Source organism: Oceanobacter sp. ABM4_470, from assembly GCF_056158645.1.
Genome location: NZ_JBSWTR010000002.1, coordinates 35362 through 55297 on the forward strand (window position 1 = coordinate 35362; position 19936 = coordinate 55297).

A 19936-nucleotide genomic window follows, 5' to 3' on the forward strand; every position below is an offset into this window, starting at 1 on the left:
AAAGTCAGAACAGCAGCTCAGGGGTGGCGCTCAGGCCGCTGTCGTTATCTTCACCGGTTTGCTCAACGTAGTCTGGCAAGGCGGTTTCCGTCGGCACGTTCTCCTGACGGAAATACTCGAAGATGCCGTTGTTCTGGCTGGGTGCTGCCAGCAGCCCGGTTTTGGGGTCAATACGAACTGACACGATGCCGTCGGGTTGCTCCAGCTGCACTTCGGGCTCGGTTTCCAGTGCCGTGCGCATGTAGTCGACCCAGATTGGCAGGGCGGTGGTGCCACCTTGAGCCCAGCGGCCGAGAGTAGACGGTTGATCGAAGCCGACCCACACCGTGGTGACCAGATTCGGGTTGAAGCCCGAGAACCAGGCGTCGAATTGGTCGTTGGTGGTGCCGGTCTTGCCTGCCAGGTCGTGTCTGTTCAAAGCCTTGGCCCGACGGCCGGTGCCGCGCTGGATCACGTCCTTGAGCATGTTCACCATCAGGAAGTTGGTGCGTTCGTCCATCACGCGTGGCGCAAACACCGGTGACTGTGGTTCAAACACAGCGTCGTTTGCGTCGTCGGAGGATGGTGTTGCAGCACCGGTTGAGAGGTCTTCGCTGATCAGTGCGTCGCTGGCTGCAATGCCGCTGCCGCGAGATTGCTCTTCGGTGGTTTCGTTTTCCAGCATTGCCAGAGTGGCGGCTTGTTCGGCTTCGGCTTTCAGGTCATCGCAACCGTGACGGCAGGCAAGGGCCGGATTGGCCTTGAACAGCAGGGTGCCAGCGGAATCTTCAATGCTATCTATATAGAAGGGCTGAATTGCAAAACCACCGTTGGCCAGGGCGGCATAGCCGGTGGCCAGCTCGATCGGCGCGACCGCGCTTGCACCCAGTGCCAACGATAAATCGGCACTCAGGCGACCTTTCGGGAAACCGAACGGCTCGATGTAGCGAACTGCGGTACGTGGCCCCATTTGCTTCAGGATGCGGATAGAGACCAGATTCTGGGAACGATACAGGCCTTCACGCAGACGCGTTGGGCCATAGAATTTGCCGCTGTAGTTTTCCGGGCGCCAGGTGCTTTCAAGTGACGCATCGCGGAATACCACCGGGGCGTCATTGATGACGCTGGCCGGCGTAAAGCCGTTTTCCAGTGCAGCACTATAAATGAAGGCCTTGAAGGAGGAGCCGGGTTGGCGCAATGCCTGGGTAGCACGGTTGAACTGGTTGGCGGATTGTTCAAAGCCGCCGCTGAGTGCCTGAATCGCACCGTTGTTTGGGTTCAGCGACACAATTGCACCTTCGGCTTCCGGTGGCTCGCCCAGTAACAACTGGCCATCGCGTTCTTCAACCCAGATTTGCATGCCCTGACTTAATACGTCGGCGGTTTTTTCCGGTTTGGCTCCGGTGGCGTTAACGTGGATATAGCGAGCAGCCCATTCCACGCCAGCAAATGGCAAGCGGGCAGTGCCGTCTTCCATCACCAGCCAGGCTCCGTCGTCATCTACTTTGGCAACAATCGCGTGTTGCAGGTTGCCCTTGCTGTCTTCCTTGCTCAATAGGTGTTGCCATTGTTCTATGGTGGATGCCCAATTGATCTGGCTGTCGCTGTTCTGATCTTGTGTTGCCCACTCAGGGAGATCGTCGCTGCTGGTGTTGCTGTTGTCTTCTTCGCCCAGCAGAACCGGTTTGACGCTGTTGGCTTCCCAGCGGTAGCCATGGGCGCGGTCGTAGTTCAGCAGGCCGCGTTGCAAGGCCAGGGTGGCCGCTTCCTGACGGCGGCTGTCGAGCGTGGTTTTAACCACATAGCCTTCGGTGTAGGTCTTGTTGCCATAGCGTTCCACCATGTCGCGGCGCACCATTTCGGCAATATAAGGAGCGGTTACTTCGGACGTGGCGCCATGGTATTCCGCCGTGATTGGGGCAACCAGAGCCTTGTCAAACTGTTCGGTGGTGATCTTGCCCAGTGTGTGCATCCGGGCCAGCACGTAGTTACGACGGGATTTGGCGCGCTCCGGGTTGCGGATCGGGTTGGCGGCGGAAGGCGCCTGCGGCAGGCCGGCGATCATGGCCGTTTCAGCCAGGGTTAATTCGTTTATTGATTTACCGTAATAAACCTGGGCGGCGGCTTCGATACCATAAGCCCGTTTGCCCAAATATATTTTATTAATATAAAGCTCGAGAATTTCTTCCTTGCTGAGCGTTTTTTCGATTTTTAATGCCAGTAATATTTCCGTGAATTTACGGGCGAAGGTTTTCTCGCTGCTGAGATAGTAGTTCTTGGCGACCTGCATGGTGATGGTACTGCCGCCGGATTTCTTTCTGCCAGTGCGAATCAGTTCCAGCGTGGCGCGCAGAAGTCCTTTAATATCGACGCCATAGTGCTCGAAAAACGCATCATCTTCGGACGCCAGCAGTGCATCGATAAAGGTCTGAGGGACTTCGCTGTAAGGCAATGGGGATCGACGTTTTTCGCCGTACTCACTGATGAGCTTGCCATCAGCAGTATAGATTCGCAGCGGCGTTTGCAGATCGACGTCGCGCAGCTGTTCAGGATCGGGCAGATCCGGGGCCAGATATAGATAAATGGCCATGCAGACAATGCCCGTTCCGGAGGCGATTGCCAGTATTAGCCAGCTGAAGAATTTTATTGCAGATTTAAGAAAGCTCATAAGATAAATAGCGTTGACAGCGTAGTCTCTTGCGCAGTCGCGGCATTATAAGCCTTTTTTGTCCTTTTTATAGGATTGTGCTTATAATGACCGCCCAAATATAGGATTATTCTGAGCTTGTTGATGCAAGCTCTCGATTTTCAAGGGGATTTTGTGGTGCTGGCTAGCTTGTTTGGCAAGAAGGGCAAAGCCCTTCTTGGAGTGGACATCAGTTCCACGTCAGTTAAGGTCCTGGAATTAAGTCACTCTGACGCCGGTTACCGGGTTGAAGCCTATGCTTCAGAACCCCTGCCTAACGATGCCATTGTGGAACAGAATATCCACAATGACGAAGAAGTCGGCGAAGCCATCAAAAGGGCGCTGACCAAATCCCGTTCATCTGCCAGTAAGGCAGCGCTTGCCGTCGCCGGTTCCGCGGTGATTACAAAAAATATTCAAATGAACGCCAATCTGAACGATGCCGAGATGGATATTCAGATTCGCGCCGAAGCCGACCAGTACATTCCCTACCCGCTGGAAGAAGTTTCCCTCGACTGGGAGATTCAGGGCACCCTCGAAAATAACGACGGTGTGGTGGATGTTCTGCTGGCGGCCTGTCGTTCCGAAACGGTCGAACGTCGCAAAGATGCGGTCGAGTACGCAGACCTCGAAGCTGCAATCGTGGATATTGAAGCCTACTGTACCGAACGCGCGTTCGAGCTGATCAAGCCGCAACTGGAAGACGAATCCCAGCAAACCGTGGCGATCATTGATATTGGTGCGACCATGACGACACTGAGCGTGTTGCACAATGGTGCTTCTATTTATACTCGCGAACAGCTGTTCGGTGGCAATCAGCTCATTGAAGACATCATGCGTCGCTATGGCCTCAATCATCAGGAAGCCATGCTGGCCAAAACCGGTGATGGTCTGCCGCCAGAATTTGAGCAGGATGTGCTGGAACCGTTCCGTAACGCGGTATTGCAGCAAATCAGCCGCTCCTTGCAGTTCTTTTTCTCGTCCAGTCCGTTCAACGAAGTGAACAGCATTGTTCTGGCTGGCGGCACTGCGGCCCTCGATGGGTTGGCAGAGAAGGTTTCGGAGGAAATGGGGATGCCAACTCTGGTGGCCAATCCGTTCCGCGATATGGCGGTGTCTTCGAAGGTTAACGTCAATGTGCTCAGCGCTGATGCACCATCGCTGTTGGTTGCTTGCGGTCTTGCGATGAGAGGGTCCCGTTAATGGCAAATATTAACCTGTTGCCGTGGCGTGAAGAGCTGCGGCAGGAGAACCAGAAACAGTTTCTGATGCTGGTCGGTTTGGTGGCGGGTGTCGCTGCCTTTCTGATTTTCAGTGTCAGTGGGTATTACGACGGCGAGCTGAGTCAGCAGAACGCACGTAACAACTACCTGAAGAAAGAAATTACCGCCATCGACAAGCGCATTGCCGAGATCAATGAGCTGACGGATACCCGTAAGCAGCTGATTGAGCGCATGGAGCTGATCCAGAATCTGCAAGGTAACCGTCCGGTGATCGTGCGTTTGTTTGATGACCTGGCGCGTGCCGTACCGGAAGACCTGTTCTATACCTCACTGGATGTCACTGGTGACCGGGTGCTGGTGCAGGGGGAGGCCAAATCGAACAACCGGGTAGCCGCGCTGATGCGTACCTTTGATGAATCCGAGTGGTTCACCGACCCGTCTTTGTTGGGGGTGAAGGCACTGGACAATGGCCGTAACCAGTTTGAGGTCGCCATGAAACGCGTAGAACCTCGTAACAACGAGGAGCTTTAAGATGGCTGCCAAGGGTTTCGACTTCAACGCCTGGCGTGAAAAGCTCGGCGAGCTTGATGTTAACGACATCAATGAAATCGACTGGAACGACATGGGCAGCTGGCCGCTGCCGGGTAAGATTTTCTTCTGCGTACTGGTGTTTGTCGCTGTCATTGTGGGTGGTTACTTCCTGCTGGTTGCTGATACCAGCGAAAGCCTGGACCGCGCTATCGCTCAGGAAACCACGCTCAAGAAAGACATCGAGCGCAAGGCGTTTCGGGCTGCCAATCTGGATGCATACCGGGCCCAGCTGGCAGAAATGCAGGAAAGCTTCGGCTCCTTGCTGAAGCAGCTGCCAAAAGACACCGAAGTACCGGGTCTGGTTGACGACATCAGCGCCACTGCACTGGGTGCCGGCTTGCAGTTGGACGCGATTTCGCCACAACCACTGCGCGAAGCGGAATTTTATAACGAGCTGCCGATCACCATTGAGGTGCGTGGCGGCTATCATGAAATGGGTGCGTTTGTGTCCGGTGTGGCGGCTTTGCCACGAATCGTGACACTGCACGATTTTTCGATTTCGTCGGCCAAGCAGGGCAGTGGTGAGCTGAAAATGAAGATCCTGGCCAAAACCTATCAGTACGGTGGTGGCGAGGATGACTAACATGTTCCGACTGATTGCCGTCGTACTGGCTGGATCGTTTCTGGGAGCTTGCTCGGAAACCGGTAACACCGACTTGCAACAATACGTGAAGCAGACGATGGCCAAGCCTCGTGGCCGTATTGAGCCAATCCCGGTGTTCAAGCCGTACGAATATTTCAGCTACAGCGCAGCGGGCCTGCGTTCGCCGTTCGAGTTGCCAGTGGTAGTCGATAAAAGCCTGAGCGGCATGGCGCCTTCCAGTAATGTGCGGCCGGATTTCGATCGCCCGAAAGAACACCTTGAGCAATACCCGCTTGGCGAACTTTCCATGGTGGGTACCATGCGTGGTGCGGATGAGGTGCTGTGGGCACTGATTCGCGACGGCGATGGTAGCGTGGTGCGAGTGCACGAAGGATATTACATGGGCCAGAACCACGGACGCATTCTGTCAGTGTCTGGCAACCGGTTAAGTTTGATTGAAATTGTTCCGAATGGCCTGGGTGGCTGGGTTGAACGTCCTAAAACAATAGCTCTTGAAGGATTAGGCGGAGAAAACTGATATGAACCTCTTTAGCACTCTGGCCAGAACGCTGGTCGCGCTGGGTGTGTTGCTGGCCTCTGGTGTAGCCTCCGCCGCCATGCTGAACGACATCCGTTTTTCGTCCTTGCCGGGCGATGTGACTGAAATTCTGCTCGAATTTGACGGCGCGGCTCCGGACATCAGTGGCTACACCATTGAAAAGCCTGCGCGTATTGCCATTGATATGCCTGGTGTTGTCAGTGGTCTGAAATCCAAACGTCATCAGATTGGTGCCGGTAACGCCCGTTCTGCGGTGGTGCTGACCACCCAGGATCGCTCCCGTCTGGTGATCAACTTGTCTCGCATGGTGCCTTACACAACAACCGCAGAAGGCAACACCCTGCTGGTTCGCGTGGGCTCTGAGCAAGCCCCTGCTACCATCGATACGCCAGACACTGGCGCGATGGTTGCCGTGACTCCGGCTCGCTCGGCTGCCAATGCCGCCCTTAAAGTGGTTAACGTCGATTTTCGCCGTGGTGAGCTGGGCGACGGTCAGGTCCAGATCATGCTGAACGACCCGAAAGCATCTGCCAATATTCGTCGTGAAGGCTCCAAAATTATCGCCGATCTGGAAGGTGTGCGTCTGCCGCGTGAGCTCAGCCGTCGTCTGGATGTAACTGACTTTGCAACGCCGGTTCAGTACGTCGATGCCAAGGATCACGAAGGCGGTACCCGCATTGTGATCGAGCCAACTTCCGATGATTTTGAGTATCTGGCCTATCAGACCGACCGTTTGCTGTCGATCAACGTATCCGAAGAACAGGAAGAAGTCGCCGCCGAGCGTAAGAAGAAATTCCCGTTCACTGGTGAAAAACTGTCACTGAACTTCCAGAACATCGAAGTCCGTGCGGTATTGCAGCTGATTGCTGACTTCACCGGCCTGAACCTGGTGGCCTCTGACACGGTTCAGGGCAGCATTACTCTGCGCCTGCAAAACGTACCCTGGGATCAGGCGCTGGATCTGGTGCTGAAAACCAAGGCTCTGGGCAAGCGTCAGATGGGCTCTGTGCTGCTGATTGCTCCGGCGGAAGAAATTGCCGCGCGTGAGAAGATTGAACTGGAAGCGGTCAAGCAGGTTGAAGAACTGGCGCCGCTGGTGCAGGAGTTCATGCAGTTCAACTACGCCAAGGCCGCTGATATTGCCAACATCCTGACCTCCGGTGAGGGTGGCCTGCTGTCCGAGCGTGGTTCTGCGGTCGTTGATGAGCGTACCAACACCATTTTGATGAAAGACACTGCAGCCAATCTCGAGAAGGTGCGTGAAGCACTGGTGATGCTCGACGTACCGGTTCGTCAGGTGCTGATCGAAGCGCGTATTGTCAGCGCATCGACCACTGTGGGTGAGGAAATGGGCGTTAAGTGGGGCGGTGGCTTCTACAAGGACAACGGTTCCAACTGGACCACCGCCGGTGGCAGCCAGACCACTTTGTCCGAGGCCAATCAGATCCTGTTTGACCGCGCCTCCGGTGACAGCAGCAGTGAGCTGAGCCTGTCTGATTCCAACATTGTTGATTTCGCTGCCACGGCCAGTAATGCGTCGACCTTTGCGATTGGCTATCAGACGGCGGACTACCTGCTCGATCTGGAACTGTCTGCGATTGAGACCGACGGCCGTGCAGAAATTGTTTCCCAACCACGTGTGATTACCGCCGATGGTCAGACCGCCTTTATTGAATCCGGTACCGAGATTCCATACCAGGAAGCGACGTCCAGTGGTGCAACCTCGACCTCCTTCAAGTCAGCGGTACTGCGCCTTGAAGTGACGCCGCAGATCACCCCGGATGACCGCATTATCATGGATCTGGTGATCAACCAGGACTCGGTAGGTGAGACGACCGCATCGGGTATTCCAACGATCAATACCAACGCTGTGCAGACACAAGTGTTGGTAGACAATGGCGAGACAGTGGTACTTGGTGGTATCTTCCGGTCTGAGCAGGTTAAATCCGTCAGCAAGACACCGTTCTTTGGCGATTTACCGTTGATTGGTGCACTGTTCCGCTATACCAGCAACTCGGATGACAAGAGCGAATTGCTTGTCTTCATTACACCGAAGCTGCTGAAGGACTCGTTTAATACAAACTAGAATATGTCGTCCGAACAATCGATTTTCCTTGTAGGGCCAATGGGGGCTGGAAAGACCACCATTGGCCGTTTGCTTTCTGGTGATTTACACCGCGAGTTTGTGGACTCTGACAAATTTATCGAAGAGAAGTGTGGGGCTAACATCCCATGGATCTTTGATATGGAAGGGGAGGCAGGCTTTCGCGATCGTGAAGAACAGGCGATCGATATTCTGACCCAGCGAACAGATCTGGTCCTTGCGACCGGTGGCGGTGCAGTGATGAGAGCGGAAAACCGTAAGCATCTGCGTGGCCGTGGCGTTGTTGTCTACCTCTGCACCTCGGTAGAACAGCAGATTGCCCGTACCGCCAAGGACAAAAACCGTCCCCTGCTGCAAACGGAAAACCCTGCCCAGGTATTGCAGGAACTCTTCAAAAAACGCGATCCGCTGTACCGCGAGGTCGCCCATATCGTATTGCAAACCGACCAGCGCAACCCGCGCTGGGTCGTTAACGAAATCCGCAAGCGCGTCAAGGCTCTGTCATGAAAACCGTGAACGTTGATCTGGGTGATCGTAGCTACCCGATTTATATTGGTGAATCCCTGTTTGAACAGCCTGAGCTGCTGGCTCGTCACGTGCATGGCAAGCAGGTCATGGTGGTGACCAACGAGACCATTGCGCCACTGTATCTGGCCGCCATTGAATCGATGCTGGCAAGCGCTAATCTACAGGTAGATGCGGTTGTGCTGCCGGATGGCGAAAAGTACAAGACGCTGGAAACGGTTAACCTGATCTTCGATGCCTTGCTGGAAAAAGGCCATAACCGTACGACTACGCTGATTGCCTTGGGTGGTGGTGTGATTGGCGATATGTGTGGCTTTGCGGCCGCCAGTTACCAGCGCGGTGTGAATTTTGTGCAAGTGCCGACCACACTGCTGTCGCAGGTGGATTCTTCCGTCGGCGGCAAAACCGGCGTAAACCACCCGTTGGGCAAGAACATGATTGGTGCATTTTATCAGCCGCAAGCCGTGCTGATTAACACCGACACCCTGAAAACACTGCCGCCGCGTGAGCTGTCTGCGGGCATGGCGGAAGTGATCAAGTACGGCCTGATCGCCGACAAGCCATTCTATGACTGGATTGATGCCAATATCGACGGCTTGATGGCAGGCGATTCAGAATTGCTGGCTGAAGCCATTCGTGTTTCTTGTGAATGCAAGGCCGACGTGGTGGCACAGGACGAACGCGAAGGTGGAATTCGTGCCATTCTGAACCTGGGTCACACCTTTGGTCATGCCATCGAAGCCCATCAGGGGTATGGTAATTGGCTCCATGGTGAAGCCGTGGGAACGGGTATGTTGATGGCGGCGGATTACGGCTGTCGCAGCGGTGCGCTGACCAATGCCGAAGTCGCCGACCTGAAAGCCATGCTGGTGAAAGCCGGCTTGCCGGTGGCCGCTCCGTCCGATATGTCCATCGAAGATTTTCTGTCGCGCATGCAAATTGACAAAAAAGTGCTGGATGGCCGGATACGTTTGGTATTGTTGCAGTCTATTGGCAACGCTTTTGTAACTTCAGACGTGGATCAGCAGCTTTTGCGTCAGACCCTGCAACAGGGTGCGCTGGAAAGCTACTGACCAAGGCAATGCAGGAGGATGTATGACATCCACATTGGACGCCACCGCTGCCGGCATGGACGCCTATCATTCCCCGGCTCGCTATCTTGAGCTGATTTGCCATCTCGGAAACTATTCACCTTTGTTGGTCGCAGTGTCCAGTCAGGATGCTGCGCAACTGCAGCAGTTACGCACGGCTGTTGTGGTTCAGCATCAAACGACCTCTGTTGTGATTGCTCTGACTGCCAATCAGCTTGGCAGTCCGGCCTTGTTGACCGGTCTGGTCGCCCAGCAGTTGGGTATTCAGTCACTACCGGCGGATGAGGTGTCTGCCCGGGAAGTGTTGCTGGAATTTGCTCGCCGCCGGGCGGAAGATTCAGACCCCGCCATTGTCATTATTGATCAGGCAGAGCAGCTGTCCGACGACATGCTGGCGGCGATTGGTCAGTTGGCCCTGATGGCCAGCCATGCGATTTCATTTTGTCTGTTTGGTCTTAAAGGCTTTGATAGCCAATTGCGTGAAGGCCCAACAGCGGCACCGGTGTACCGGATTCAGCTGGACACCATGACTGCCGACGATGCCTCCGCCGCCTTCGACGATCTGGAGTTCGATTTCCCCGGTCAGTTGGACGAACTGGAACTGCCGGATGATTTTGACGCCGATCTGGTTGAGTTGTCGGCCGATGCTCGCGACAGTCAGCACCTGCATACCGCTCCGGCTCATTCCGCCAAGGCATCCACCGAGCCTCTGTCTGGTGCGGATGAGGAGCTTCTGGCTTCCTTGAAAGCGGCGTCCGCCAAAGTGACCGAGCAGGCGCAGGATTCTGCTGCCAGTCACAAAGTCATTCGGAGCAAGAGCCTACAGGGGCGGTTAAAGGCGATGATGGCCGGATTCTCGATGCCGCAAGGCAAGGCGTCTATTAAACCGTTGTATCTTATTCTCCCATCCGTTGCGCTGCTGATGCTGTTGGCGCTGGGTTGGCTGTACTCGTCGGAGGAACAGCAGGCGGTGGAAGTCACTCAACTGGAGATCCCGGATGTGGTTCGCAGCAGCGGTACGTCTTCGGTTGCTACTATCAGTAATAGTGGTACTGGAGCCAATGCTGACTTAAACGATTCGGCGTCGTCTTCTGCGTCTACTATTAATAAAGGTAATAACGGTTCACTGAACACGTCATCTGAACCGACATCGCCTTCCACCGATACGCCGGCTGCCATCGCTGACACCGTAGCCAGTGAGTCTGAACAGCCGCCTGTTGCTGCGGTTGCGCAGCAGAGGGCCTCTGAACAAGCGACTACTGATGCGGCAGTCGTTAGTGAAAAGTCGCCAGAATCTTCTGAAACAGTGGGCAATGTGCCCGAACAAGCAACCGCCAGTGGAAGCGCCTATCCGGCCTGGCTGATGTCCGGTGACGGTTGGGGGGTGCAGTTGATTGGCACCTCGGATCAGGCCGGTGCAGCGGCGTATGTTGAACGCTGGCAGCAGTCGGCTGCTGACCATTTGTTGTGGTATCGCACCGAGCGTAACGGCAAACCCTGGTTTGTGGTGCTGGGTGGCGAATTCAAAACGCGAGAACAAGCAACTAATTGGGCCTCCGGATTGCCCGCAAAAATGAAAAATGGCACCCCATGGGTGCGAAAACTTGGCGCAGTTCGTCCTCAAATCGAATTTAATTAACCTGCCTCTTGGCCCAGTGTTTGCTGGGCTTTTCGCCTTGTTATCCGGCTGAAACAGTCGGATTGATCACGCCGTAAACGCCCTCCAATTGTGAGAATCGGCCCACATGTGTAGAATGTGTGTCCTTTTGTCTCTAAATTGCTCGCATTTTGAGCAGCCTGCTGACCCGTCAGCAGAGCATAAAACTAATAGAAATTTTTGGTGAGAGCTGTTCTATGAGAACTGGTCTGTATACTCCAGGCGACTACAAAGACAACTGTGGTTTTGGCCTGCTAGCCCACTTGAAGGGCCAGCCTAGCCATGAGTTGTTGACGACTGCAATCCAGTCCCTGACATGCATGACGCACCGTGGCGGCATTGCAGCGGACGGCAAAACCGGTGACGGCTGTGGCCTGTTGCTGCAAAAGCCGGACTCTTTCCTGCGCGCCGTGGCGCAGGAAGGTGGTATCGAGCTGCCAGCACAATACGCCGTCGGCATGCTGTTCCTTGATTTGGACGACGCCATTGCGGCCGAACAGAAAGCGGCCATTACGACAGCCATTGAAGGTCAGGGTCTGACCGTTCTGGGCTGGCGTCTGGTGCCAACCAACAACGACTGTCTTGGCCCTATGGCTTTGGATTGTCTGCCTCGTTTCGAACAGGTCTTCATCGCTACCGATGCTGAGCTGAGCGATGCCGAGTTCGATGTAAAACTGTTCTACGCTCGCCGTTACGCGGAAAAGGCGCTGGTTCAGTATCCGGACTTCTACATTGCCAGCTTGTCTACCCGCGTACTGTCGTACAAGGGTCTGACCATGCCGGTCGATCTGCCGAATTTCTACCTGGATCTGGGTGACGAGCGTCTGGAAACCGCCATTTGTGTGTTCCATCAACGCTTCTCCACCAACACCATGCCGCGCTGGCAGCTGGCTCAGCCTTTCCGCATGCTGGCGCACAACGGTGAGATCAACACGATTCAGGGTAACCGCAACTGGGCCAACGCCCGCGCCAGCAAGTTTGACAGCCCGCTGCTGCCAAACCTGAGCGACATCGCGCCGGTTGTGAACACCACAGGTTCTGATTCCTCCTCCATGGACAACATGCTGGAGCTGCTGACCACCGGTGGCATGAGCCTGTTCCGTGCTATCCGTATGATGATTCCACCTGCCTGGCAGAACGTGGAAACCATGGATTCTGACCTGCGTGCCTTCTACGAGTACAACTCCATGCACATGGAGCCGTGGGATGGTCCTGCCGGCCTGGTAATCACCGACGGCCGCTATGCGGTCTGTGGCTTGGACCGAAACGGTCTGCGCCCATCCCGTTGGGTGATCACCGACAACGATTTCATCACCGTTGCTTCCGAAGTAGGTACTTACAACTACGCTCCTGAGTCTGTGGTTGCCAAGGGCCGTGTTGGCCCGGGCCAGATCCTTGCGATCGACACCCAGGAAGGCAAGTTGCTGAAGACTGACGATATCGATAACGCCCTCAAGGCCGAGAAGCCTTACAAGAAGTGGCTACGTGAGAACGCCATTCGTATCGAAAGCTCGCTGTACCTGCAGCACGCTGGTCTGGACGACATGACCGGTGACGAGCTTATGTCGCACCAGAAACTGCATCTGGTCACCAACGAAGAGCGTGATCAGGTTCTGCGCCCAATGGGTGAAGAAGGTCAGGAAGCGACGGGTTCCATGGGTGACGATACCCCAATGGCTGTGCTGTCTGGTCGTGTTCGTCACGTTGCCGACTACTTCCGTCAGCAATTTGCTCAGGTAACCAACCCGCCGATCGACCCGCTGCGCGAAGCGATCGTTATGTCGCTGGAAACCTGTGTTGGTGCCGAGAAGAACGTTTTCGAACAGACTCCGGACCATGCTGAACGTATCATCCTGACGTCACCGGTACTGTCTCCGCTGAAGTTTGTTGGTCTAACCAGTAATAAGTCTGATGCTTTCCGCACCCAGCGTCTGCCACTGGCATTCGACCCTGCGGTAGGCCTGAAGCAAGCGATTGTTAACCTGACTGAGGCCGCTGCCAAAGCGATCCAGGACGGTGCTGTGATCCTGATTCTGACCGATCAGGAAGTGGAAGAAGGTCAGCTACTGATCCCTGCCGTGATGGCAACCGGTGCGGTGCACCATCATCTGGTTCAGAATGGCCTGCGTACCAGCGGTAACATCGTGGTTGAAACCGGCGATGCCCGTGATGCACACCAGTTTGCTGTGTTGCTGGGCTTCGGTGCGACTGCTGTTTACCCATGGTTGTCCTACGACATCCTGACCGATCTGCATCGTTCCGGTGAACTGCTGGGTGATCCGCTGAAGTCTCACCACAACTACCGTAAGGCGATTCGCAAGGGCCTGATGAAAGTGATGTCCAAAATGGGTATCTCTACCATCACTTCCTACCGCGGTTCCCAGTTGTTCGAAGGCGTTGGCCTGAGCAAGGAAGTGGTTGATCTGTGTTTCCGTGGTGTAACCAGCCGTATTGGTGGTGCCACCTTTGAAGACTTTGAAGCCGACCTGCAACTGGTTGCTGACAAGTCCTGGAAGAAGCGCAAAAAGCTGGATCAGGGCGGCCTGCTGAAGTACGTTCACGGTGGCGAATACCACGCCTACAACCCGGACGTAGTAAAGAACATCCAGGATGCCGTACAAACCAACAGCCAGGCTGCTTACGACCGTTTCGCCGAGCTGGTGAACAAGCGCTCTCCTGCGACCCTGCGTGACCTGCTGACCTTCCGTAAGGACGTGCAGCCAATCGATATCAGCGAAGTGGAACCGGCTGAAGCCATGTACCCTCGTTTCGATACCGCGGCGATGTCCTTGGGTGCTTTGTCCCCTGAGGCTCATGAAGCACTGGCAGAAGCCATGAATGAGCTGGGTGGTCGCTCCAACTCCGGTGAGGGCGGTGAAGATCCGCTGCGTTATGGCACCAGCCGTAACTCCAAGATCAAACAGATTGCTTCCGGCCGTTTCGGTGTGACCCCGCACTACCTGTCCAGCGCTGAAGTGCTGCAGATCAAGGTGGCTCAGGGTGCCAAGCCGGGCGAAGGTGGTCAGCTGCCAGGTGGCAAGGTGAACGATCTGATCGCGACCCTGCGTTACTCTGTGCCAGGTGTGACGCTGATTTCCCCACCTCCGCATCACGATATTTATTCCATTGAGGATTTGGCCCAGCTGATCTTCGACCTGAAGCAGGTGAACCCGTCTGCGCTGGTTTCCGTGAAGCTGGTTTCTGAGCCAGGCGTCGGCACCATTGCTGCGGGTGTGGCCAAGGCCTACGCCGACCTGATCACCATTTCCGGTTACGACGGCGGTACTGCGGCATCCCCGCTGACGTCCATCAAGTACGCTGGTTCGCCATGGGAACTGGGTCTGTCCGAAGCGCATCAGGCGCTGCGTGCCAACGACCTGCGTGGCAAGGTTCGCGTACAAACCGATGGTGGTCTGAAGACTGGTCTGGATGTGGTTAAAGCCGCTATCCTGGGCGCTGAATCCTTCGGTTTCGGTACTCTGCCAATGGTTGCTGTGGGTTGTAAGTACCTGCGTATCTGTCACCTGAACAACTGTGCAACCGGTGTTGCTACCCAGGACGATCACCTGCGTGACAAGCACTACATCGGTACTGCCGATATGGTGAAGAACTACTTCCGCTTCCTGGCTGAAGAAGTACGTGGCTGGATGGCTCAGCTGGGTATTCGCACCATGAGCGAACTGGTAGGTCGTACCGATCTGCTGGAAGTTCTGGAAGGCGTTTCCAGCAAGCAGCGTCACCTCGACCTGACTCCAATGCTGGCCAACGATCAAATCCCGGCCGACAAACCGCACACTGTTGAAGTTGAGCGTAACGCACCGTTCGATGAAGGTCTGCTGGCTGAGCGCATGGTGGCGGAAACCATCGGTGCCATCGACGCCAAGCTGGGTGGTCATTTCGATTTCGAAATCACCAACTGCGACCGTTCTGTGGGTGCTCGTCTGTCTGGTGAAATTGCCAAGCGTTATGGCAACCAGGGCATGTCCGACAAGCCAATCCGTCTGAACCTGAAAGGTATTGCTGGCCAATCCTTCGGTGTCTGGAACGCTGGCGGTCTGGAAATGGTTCTGGAAGGCGATGCCAACGACTATGTGGGTAAAGGTATGACCGGTGGTAAGCTGGTGATCTACCCGCCAAAAGGCTCCACCTTCAAGACCAACCACACTTCTATCGTAGGTAACACCTGTCTGTACGGTGCGACTGGCGGTAAATTGCTGGCGGCTGGTCGTGCTGGTGAGCGTTTCGGTGTGCGTAACTCCGGTGCTCATGCCGTTGTTGAAGGCGCAGGCGATCACTGCTGTGAATACATGACTGGCGGTGTGGTGTGTGTACTGGGTGAAACCGGTTACAACTTCGGTGCTGGTATGACCGGTGGTTTTGCTTACGTACTGGATCTGGATAACAGCTTCGTCGATAAGTACAACCACGAACTGGTGGACATCAACCGTATCTCCAACGAAGAAACCGAAGCCCATCGCAATCACCTGCGTAGCGTCATTCGTGAGTTCGTTGCCGAGACCGGCAGTGCCTGGGGTCAGGAAATCCTCGACGATTTCGAACGCTTCATTGGCAAGTTCTGGCTGGTTAAACCGAAGGCCGCTGATCTGCAGCAGCTGCTGAAAAACACCCGTGCTCGTCCTGAGTAAGCACGGCTAAACACTGGACGAGTAGAGAGAGGTTCACGATGACAGTACGTCTGAACAATAATTTTCAGTTTGTTGAAGTGGGTCGTCAGGACCCGAAGAAGAAAGCTGTATCCCTGCGTAAGAAGCAGTTTGTAGAAATCTACGAGCCATTTACCCAGGAACAGGTAAATGACCAGGCACACCGTTGTCTGGCCTGTGGTAACCCATATTGCGAATGGAAGTGCCCGGTACATAACTACATCCCGAACTGGCTGAAACTGGCCAGTGAGGGCAACATTCTGGAAGCGGTTGAGCTGAGCCATCAGACCAACTCGCTGCCGGAAGTGTGTGGTCGTGTTTGTCCACAGGACCGTCTGTGTGAAGGCTCCTGTACCCTGAACGACGGCTTTGGTGCGGTGACCATCGGTAACGTTGAGAAATACATTACCGATACCGCCTTCGCCATGGGCTGGAAGCCGGATATGTCCAAAGTGGTACCGACTGGCAAGCGTGTTGCCATCATCGGTGCCGGCCCTGCGGGCTTGGGCTGTGCGGATATTCTGGCGCGTAACGGCGTGACCCCGGTGGTGTTCGACAAGTATCCTGAAATCGGTGGTCTGCTGACCTTCGGTATTCCTGAGTTCAAGCTCGAGAAAACCGTCATGTCCAACCGTCGCGAAGTGTTTGAAGGTATGGGCGTTGAGTTCCGCCTGAACACCGAAGTAGGCAAGGACGTCGATTTCCAGGATATCATCGATGAGTTCGATGCCGTGTTCCTGGGTATGGGTACCTACAACTACATGAAGGGTGGCTTCCCGGGCGAAGATCTGCCGGGCGTTTACGACGCGCTGGATTTCCTGATCTCCAACGTCAACCGCAACCTGGGCTTCGAGAAAGACGAAGCGGACTTCATTTCAATGAAGGGCAAGCAGGTCGTGGTTCTGGGTGGTGGCGACACCGCGATGGACTGTAACCGTACTTCCATTCGTCAGGCCGCCAAAAAGGTCACCTGTGCCTACCGTCGTGACGAAGAGAACATGCCAGGCTCCAAGCGCGAAGTGGTTAACGCTCGCGAAGAAGGCGTCAAGTTCCTGTTCAACCGTCAGCCTGTTGCCATCATTGGTGAAGACAAGGTTGAAGGCGTTAAGGTAGTCACTACCGAAATGGGTGAGCCAGACGAGAACGGTCGTCGTCGTCCACAAGTGGTGGAAGGTTCTGAAGAAATCCTGCCAGCGGATGCTGTGCTGGTGGCCTTCGGTTTCCGTCCAAGCCCGGCGCCATGGTTTGAGAAGTTCGGCATCGAACTGAACAGCTGGCAGGGCGTGGTTGCACCAGCCGAGCAGAAGTACGCTCACCAGACTACCAACGAAAAAATCTTCGCCGGTGGTGACATGGTACGTGGCTCTGACCTGGTGGTTACCGCCATTTACGAAGGCCGTAACGCCGCCGAAGGTATCCTTGATTACCTCGATGTGTGACACATCTCATAAAATGTGATGAACGGTAGAAAACGCGGCTTCGGCCGCGTTTTTTGTAGGTGGTCGTCAGTAAGCCGTAAGTGTTATCCTCCAGCGTCTGTATTTGTCAGGAATTGCCTCAAGGGAGTTTGCCCGTATGTCATTTCGCAGTTTATTGGTCATGTTGATGTTGGCTGGCGGTCTATCGGCGTGTGGCGGTGGCGGCTCAGTGTCGGATGCCAATACGGGTGGTTCGTCTTCAGGTGATTCCACTGGATCTTCCGGTGCGACCGTCAGTCCTGCACTGGGCAGTGGCACGGGTGCCGATTTTGAATCCGGCGTGATTACCCTGTCGGCTGATTATGCCCTCGTGGGTGGCAGCGTCACCGTGACGGTGGATGGCGTTGATACCAACAGCGAAAACGAAAGCCTGACAGACACCTACGGCTATGTATTCAGCGCCGGGTGTGACTCTGCCGAATTCTCCATTGCCAGTACCTTCAGTTCGACCAACTCGGTCAGCACTACCTACCGTAACCGTGGTTGCCCTGATGACGATACCATCACCGTTAGCATGTATAGCGTGGACGCCACGGATGACTCCCTCGGTTCCCTGATCGCAGAAGCGACCACAAGTATTCAAACGGATTATCCATCCCTTGGCTCGTCATCCGGTGCATCGTTTGTGGAAGGCGAGATCGAAGGTGACCTGGAGCTGACCGATGAGGCTGGCACCAGCCTGTCGGTGAATCTGGTTAACCCGCTGGATTCCAATGCCCTGATTACCGATTCAACTTATATTGGCCGTTGGTTCAGTGATTGTGAGGACGGTACGTTTTCGATCATTCGCGCGACCAACTCAACGGGTACCTTTGAAAACCAGTACCTTGCGGACTATGCCGACTGTGCGGGCGACAACAACATCAGCCTGCTCGTCTCGGGCTCCGATACATCAAACTGTAGCCTCGATGACACCAGTGGTTGTTACGCCACATTGAATGCAACCATTGAAGTAACCCTCGGAGAAGATCCTGAGCTGGGTGTACTGGTTGATGACACCTTCTATGCAGAGCTGCTGGTCAACGGCATGCGTGAGAGCGAATACGGTGACAGCCCGACGTCAGACTCTGTGGATGACGAAGACAAACTGGCTGCCGGTGGCACCATGCTGATCAAGGCCAATATCGTTGATGCCAACAACAGCAATGGCCAGATTTCTGGTACGACTTACGGTGTTAGCCTGACATCCGGCTGTGTGGCGGACGGTGATGCAACACTGGACGAAGCAGAGAAAACCACCACGTCCGGCGAAGTTCGCTTCACTTATACTGCTGCCGGCTGTTTGTCCGATGAATTTCAGGCCCACCTGTATACCGTCGAAGACGGTGCACTGGCTACACGTCTGACCACGACGGCCATTACCGGCATTATCTTTATTCAACCGGCAGAGGTTGGTGGTATCAGCTTCGACAGTGTTGATGATACGTCGCTGGCCATCAAGGACACCGGTAACCCGAATATCCCTGAGTATACGACGGTGTACTTCACCGTTTATGACCAGCAAGGTCAGGCTGTTGAAGGCCAGGAAGTTTCTTTTGAGCTGACCAATACCACGGGTGGCATTACCCTGGGCAGTGGCACCGCAACAGCGACCGATGTGTCGGATACCAATGGTGAAGTCTCGGTCTTGATCAACTCTGGCTCCAGCCATGCGGTGACCTCGGTGCGAGCATCCACCGTATCCGGCGCTGGCGTAACCATTTCCACCAACTCACAGCCAATCACGATTACGACAGGATATCCGGACCAGGACAGCTTTGAGCTGGTTGCCGATATCTTCAACCCACGTGGCTACGATTATTCTGGCTCCGAGGTTGAGCTGACCGTATTTGCCTCTGACCAATACCAGAACCCGGTCGCGGATGGCACCGAAGTTAACTTCACGGCCGAAAGTGGCACCATCACCAGCACCTGTGTGATGAGCGGAGGCTCTTGCTCTGTTACCTGGTACAGCAGCGGCACCCGCCCTGGCAATTTCGATGAGGATCTGCACCGTGTGAATGAAACCTATCCGGTGGATGACCCGGGCACTGCCGAGGACGAGACCGCCAACACCATTCTGGGTATGACGACCATTACTGCATACACCACAGGTGAGGGTGGTTACACAGACACCAACGGCAATGGCTTGTTCGATGTTCTGGACAGCGGTAGCCCAGAGCCATTCGTGGGTCTTGCAGAAGCCTTCCGTGATGATAACTGGGACGGTGACCTGAATGTGTATGATGGTGCCCCGGTTGAGAACTTCATGGACTTCGATGCCGACGGCTACCACGATTCAGCGGCTTCTTCCGTGTACCAGGGGATTACCTGTTCTGACAGCGCCCTGTCCGCAGGTCACTGTGCCAGCCTGACCCACGTACGTGACTCTATCCGTATCATTCAGAGTGACTCCAATGTGGTGATGCGTTTGTATGAGTCAGCCGATGGCGTCACCTTTGTTGAGAACAACAGCCTTACCTTGAGCGCTACAGGCAGCGGTTCTTTCTACATTCTGCTGCAAGACGGCAATGGCAATTACCCGGCCGAAGGTGTGAACCTGGCGGTGACCGGTGATGGTTATGACATCTTCGACAACAGTGGTGACGTGAGCACCAATACACTGGGCTTCCTGCGCTCAATTAATTCAAGTTACAGCGGTTTGCCGACCTTCGGTAAGCTCTACTACGTTGAATACGACGACGACGATGACCCGGTTGATATCGAACTGACGGTCTCCCACTCTGACTTTGAAGGCGTGTCGATGCGTCTGACCGCACCTTGATTAGTTCTTTCGACTTGCTACCACTGGAATCA

At 55.0% G+C, this 19936-nt stretch carries 12 protein-coding genes; 11 read left to right on the forward strand and 1 reads right to left on the reverse strand.

Annotation, left to right across the window (positions count from 1 at the left end; genetic code table 11):
• Positions 1 to 4 precede the first annotated feature (4 nt).
• Positions 5 to 2569 carry a penicillin-binding protein 1A gene (locus tag ACXADJ_RS16990; RefSeq protein ID WP_475068320.1) on the reverse strand — a complete coding sequence of 855 codons (2565 nt, stop codon included), beginning with the start codon at positions 2567 to 2569 and terminating at the stop codon, positions 5 to 7.
• A 201-nt stretch (positions 2570 to 2770) separates the two neighbouring features.
• Here ACXADJ_RS16990 and ACXADJ_RS16995 point away from each other — a divergent pair, with 201 nt between their 5' ends.
• The 11 genes from ACXADJ_RS16995 (at position 2771) to ACXADJ_RS17045 (ending at position 19904) form a co-directional block, all read left to right on the forward strand.
• On the forward strand, positions 2771 to 3868 hold the full coding sequence (locus tag ACXADJ_RS16995) for a pilus assembly protein PilM (RefSeq protein WP_475068323.1): 1098 nt from the start codon (positions 2771 to 2773) through the stop codon (positions 3866 to 3868).
• A complete protein-coding gene (locus ACXADJ_RS17000) occupies positions 3868 to 4419 on the forward strand; it encodes a PilN domain-containing protein (protein WP_475068325.1) in 552 nt (183 codons plus the stop codon). The genes ACXADJ_RS16995 and ACXADJ_RS17000 overlap by 1 nt, the downstream gene beginning before the upstream one ends.
• 1 nt (position 4420) lies before the next feature.
• On the forward strand, positions 4421 to 5062 hold the full coding sequence (locus tag ACXADJ_RS17005) for a type IV pilus inner membrane component PilO (protein ID WP_475068327.1): 642 nt from the start codon (positions 4421 to 4423) through the stop codon (positions 5060 to 5062).
• Positions 5055 to 5600 carry a pilus assembly protein PilP gene (locus ACXADJ_RS17010; RefSeq protein ID WP_475068329.1) on the forward strand — a complete coding sequence of 182 codons (546 nt, stop codon included), beginning with the start codon at positions 5055 to 5057 and terminating at the stop codon, positions 5598 to 5600. Before ACXADJ_RS17005 ends, ACXADJ_RS17010 begins: the two co-directional genes overlap by 8 nt.
• A gap of 1 nt (position 5601) precedes the next feature.
• Positions 5602 to 7707 carry a type IV pilus secretin PilQ gene (locus ACXADJ_RS17015; RefSeq protein ID WP_475068331.1) on the forward strand — a complete coding sequence of 702 codons (2106 nt, stop codon included), beginning with the start codon at positions 5602 to 5604 and terminating at the stop codon, positions 7705 to 7707.
• Positions 7708 to 7710: 3 nt separating this feature from the next.
• Positions 7711 to 8232: a shikimate kinase AroK gene (gene aroK, locus ACXADJ_RS17020; RefSeq protein ID WP_475068333.1), complete on the forward strand. Its 522-nt coding sequence runs from the start codon at positions 7711 to 7713 to the stop codon at positions 8230 to 8232.
• On the forward strand, positions 8229 to 9323 hold the full coding sequence (gene aroB, locus ACXADJ_RS17025) for a 3-dehydroquinate synthase (protein ID WP_475068336.1): 1095 nt from the start codon (positions 8229 to 8231) through the stop codon (positions 9321 to 9323). The genes aroK and aroB overlap by 4 nt, the downstream gene beginning before the upstream one ends.
• Before the next feature lie 22 nt (positions 9324 to 9345).
• Positions 9346 to 10980, forward strand: coding sequence for an SPOR domain-containing protein (locus ACXADJ_RS17030; RefSeq protein WP_475068337.1), 1635 nt, complete (start codon positions 9346 to 9348; stop codon positions 10978 to 10980).
• 215 nt (positions 10981 to 11195) lie between these two features.
• Entirely contained in the window at positions 11196 to 15644 is a 4449-nt protein-coding gene (gltB, locus tag ACXADJ_RS17035) for a glutamate synthase large subunit (protein WP_475068339.1), read from the forward strand.
• Positions 15645 to 15682: 38 nt separating this feature from the next.
• Positions 15683 to 17101, forward strand: a complete 1419-nt coding sequence (locus tag ACXADJ_RS17040) for an FAD-dependent oxidoreductase (protein ID WP_475068341.1) — start codon at positions 15683 to 15685, stop codon at positions 17099 to 17101.
• A gap of 136 nt (positions 17102 to 17237) precedes the next feature.
• Positions 17238 to 19904 (forward strand): hypothetical protein, encoded by a 2667-nt coding sequence (locus ACXADJ_RS17045; protein WP_475068345.1) that lies wholly within the window; start codon positions 17238 to 17240, stop codon positions 19902 to 19904.
• Positions 19905 to 19936 lie beyond the last annotated feature (32 nt).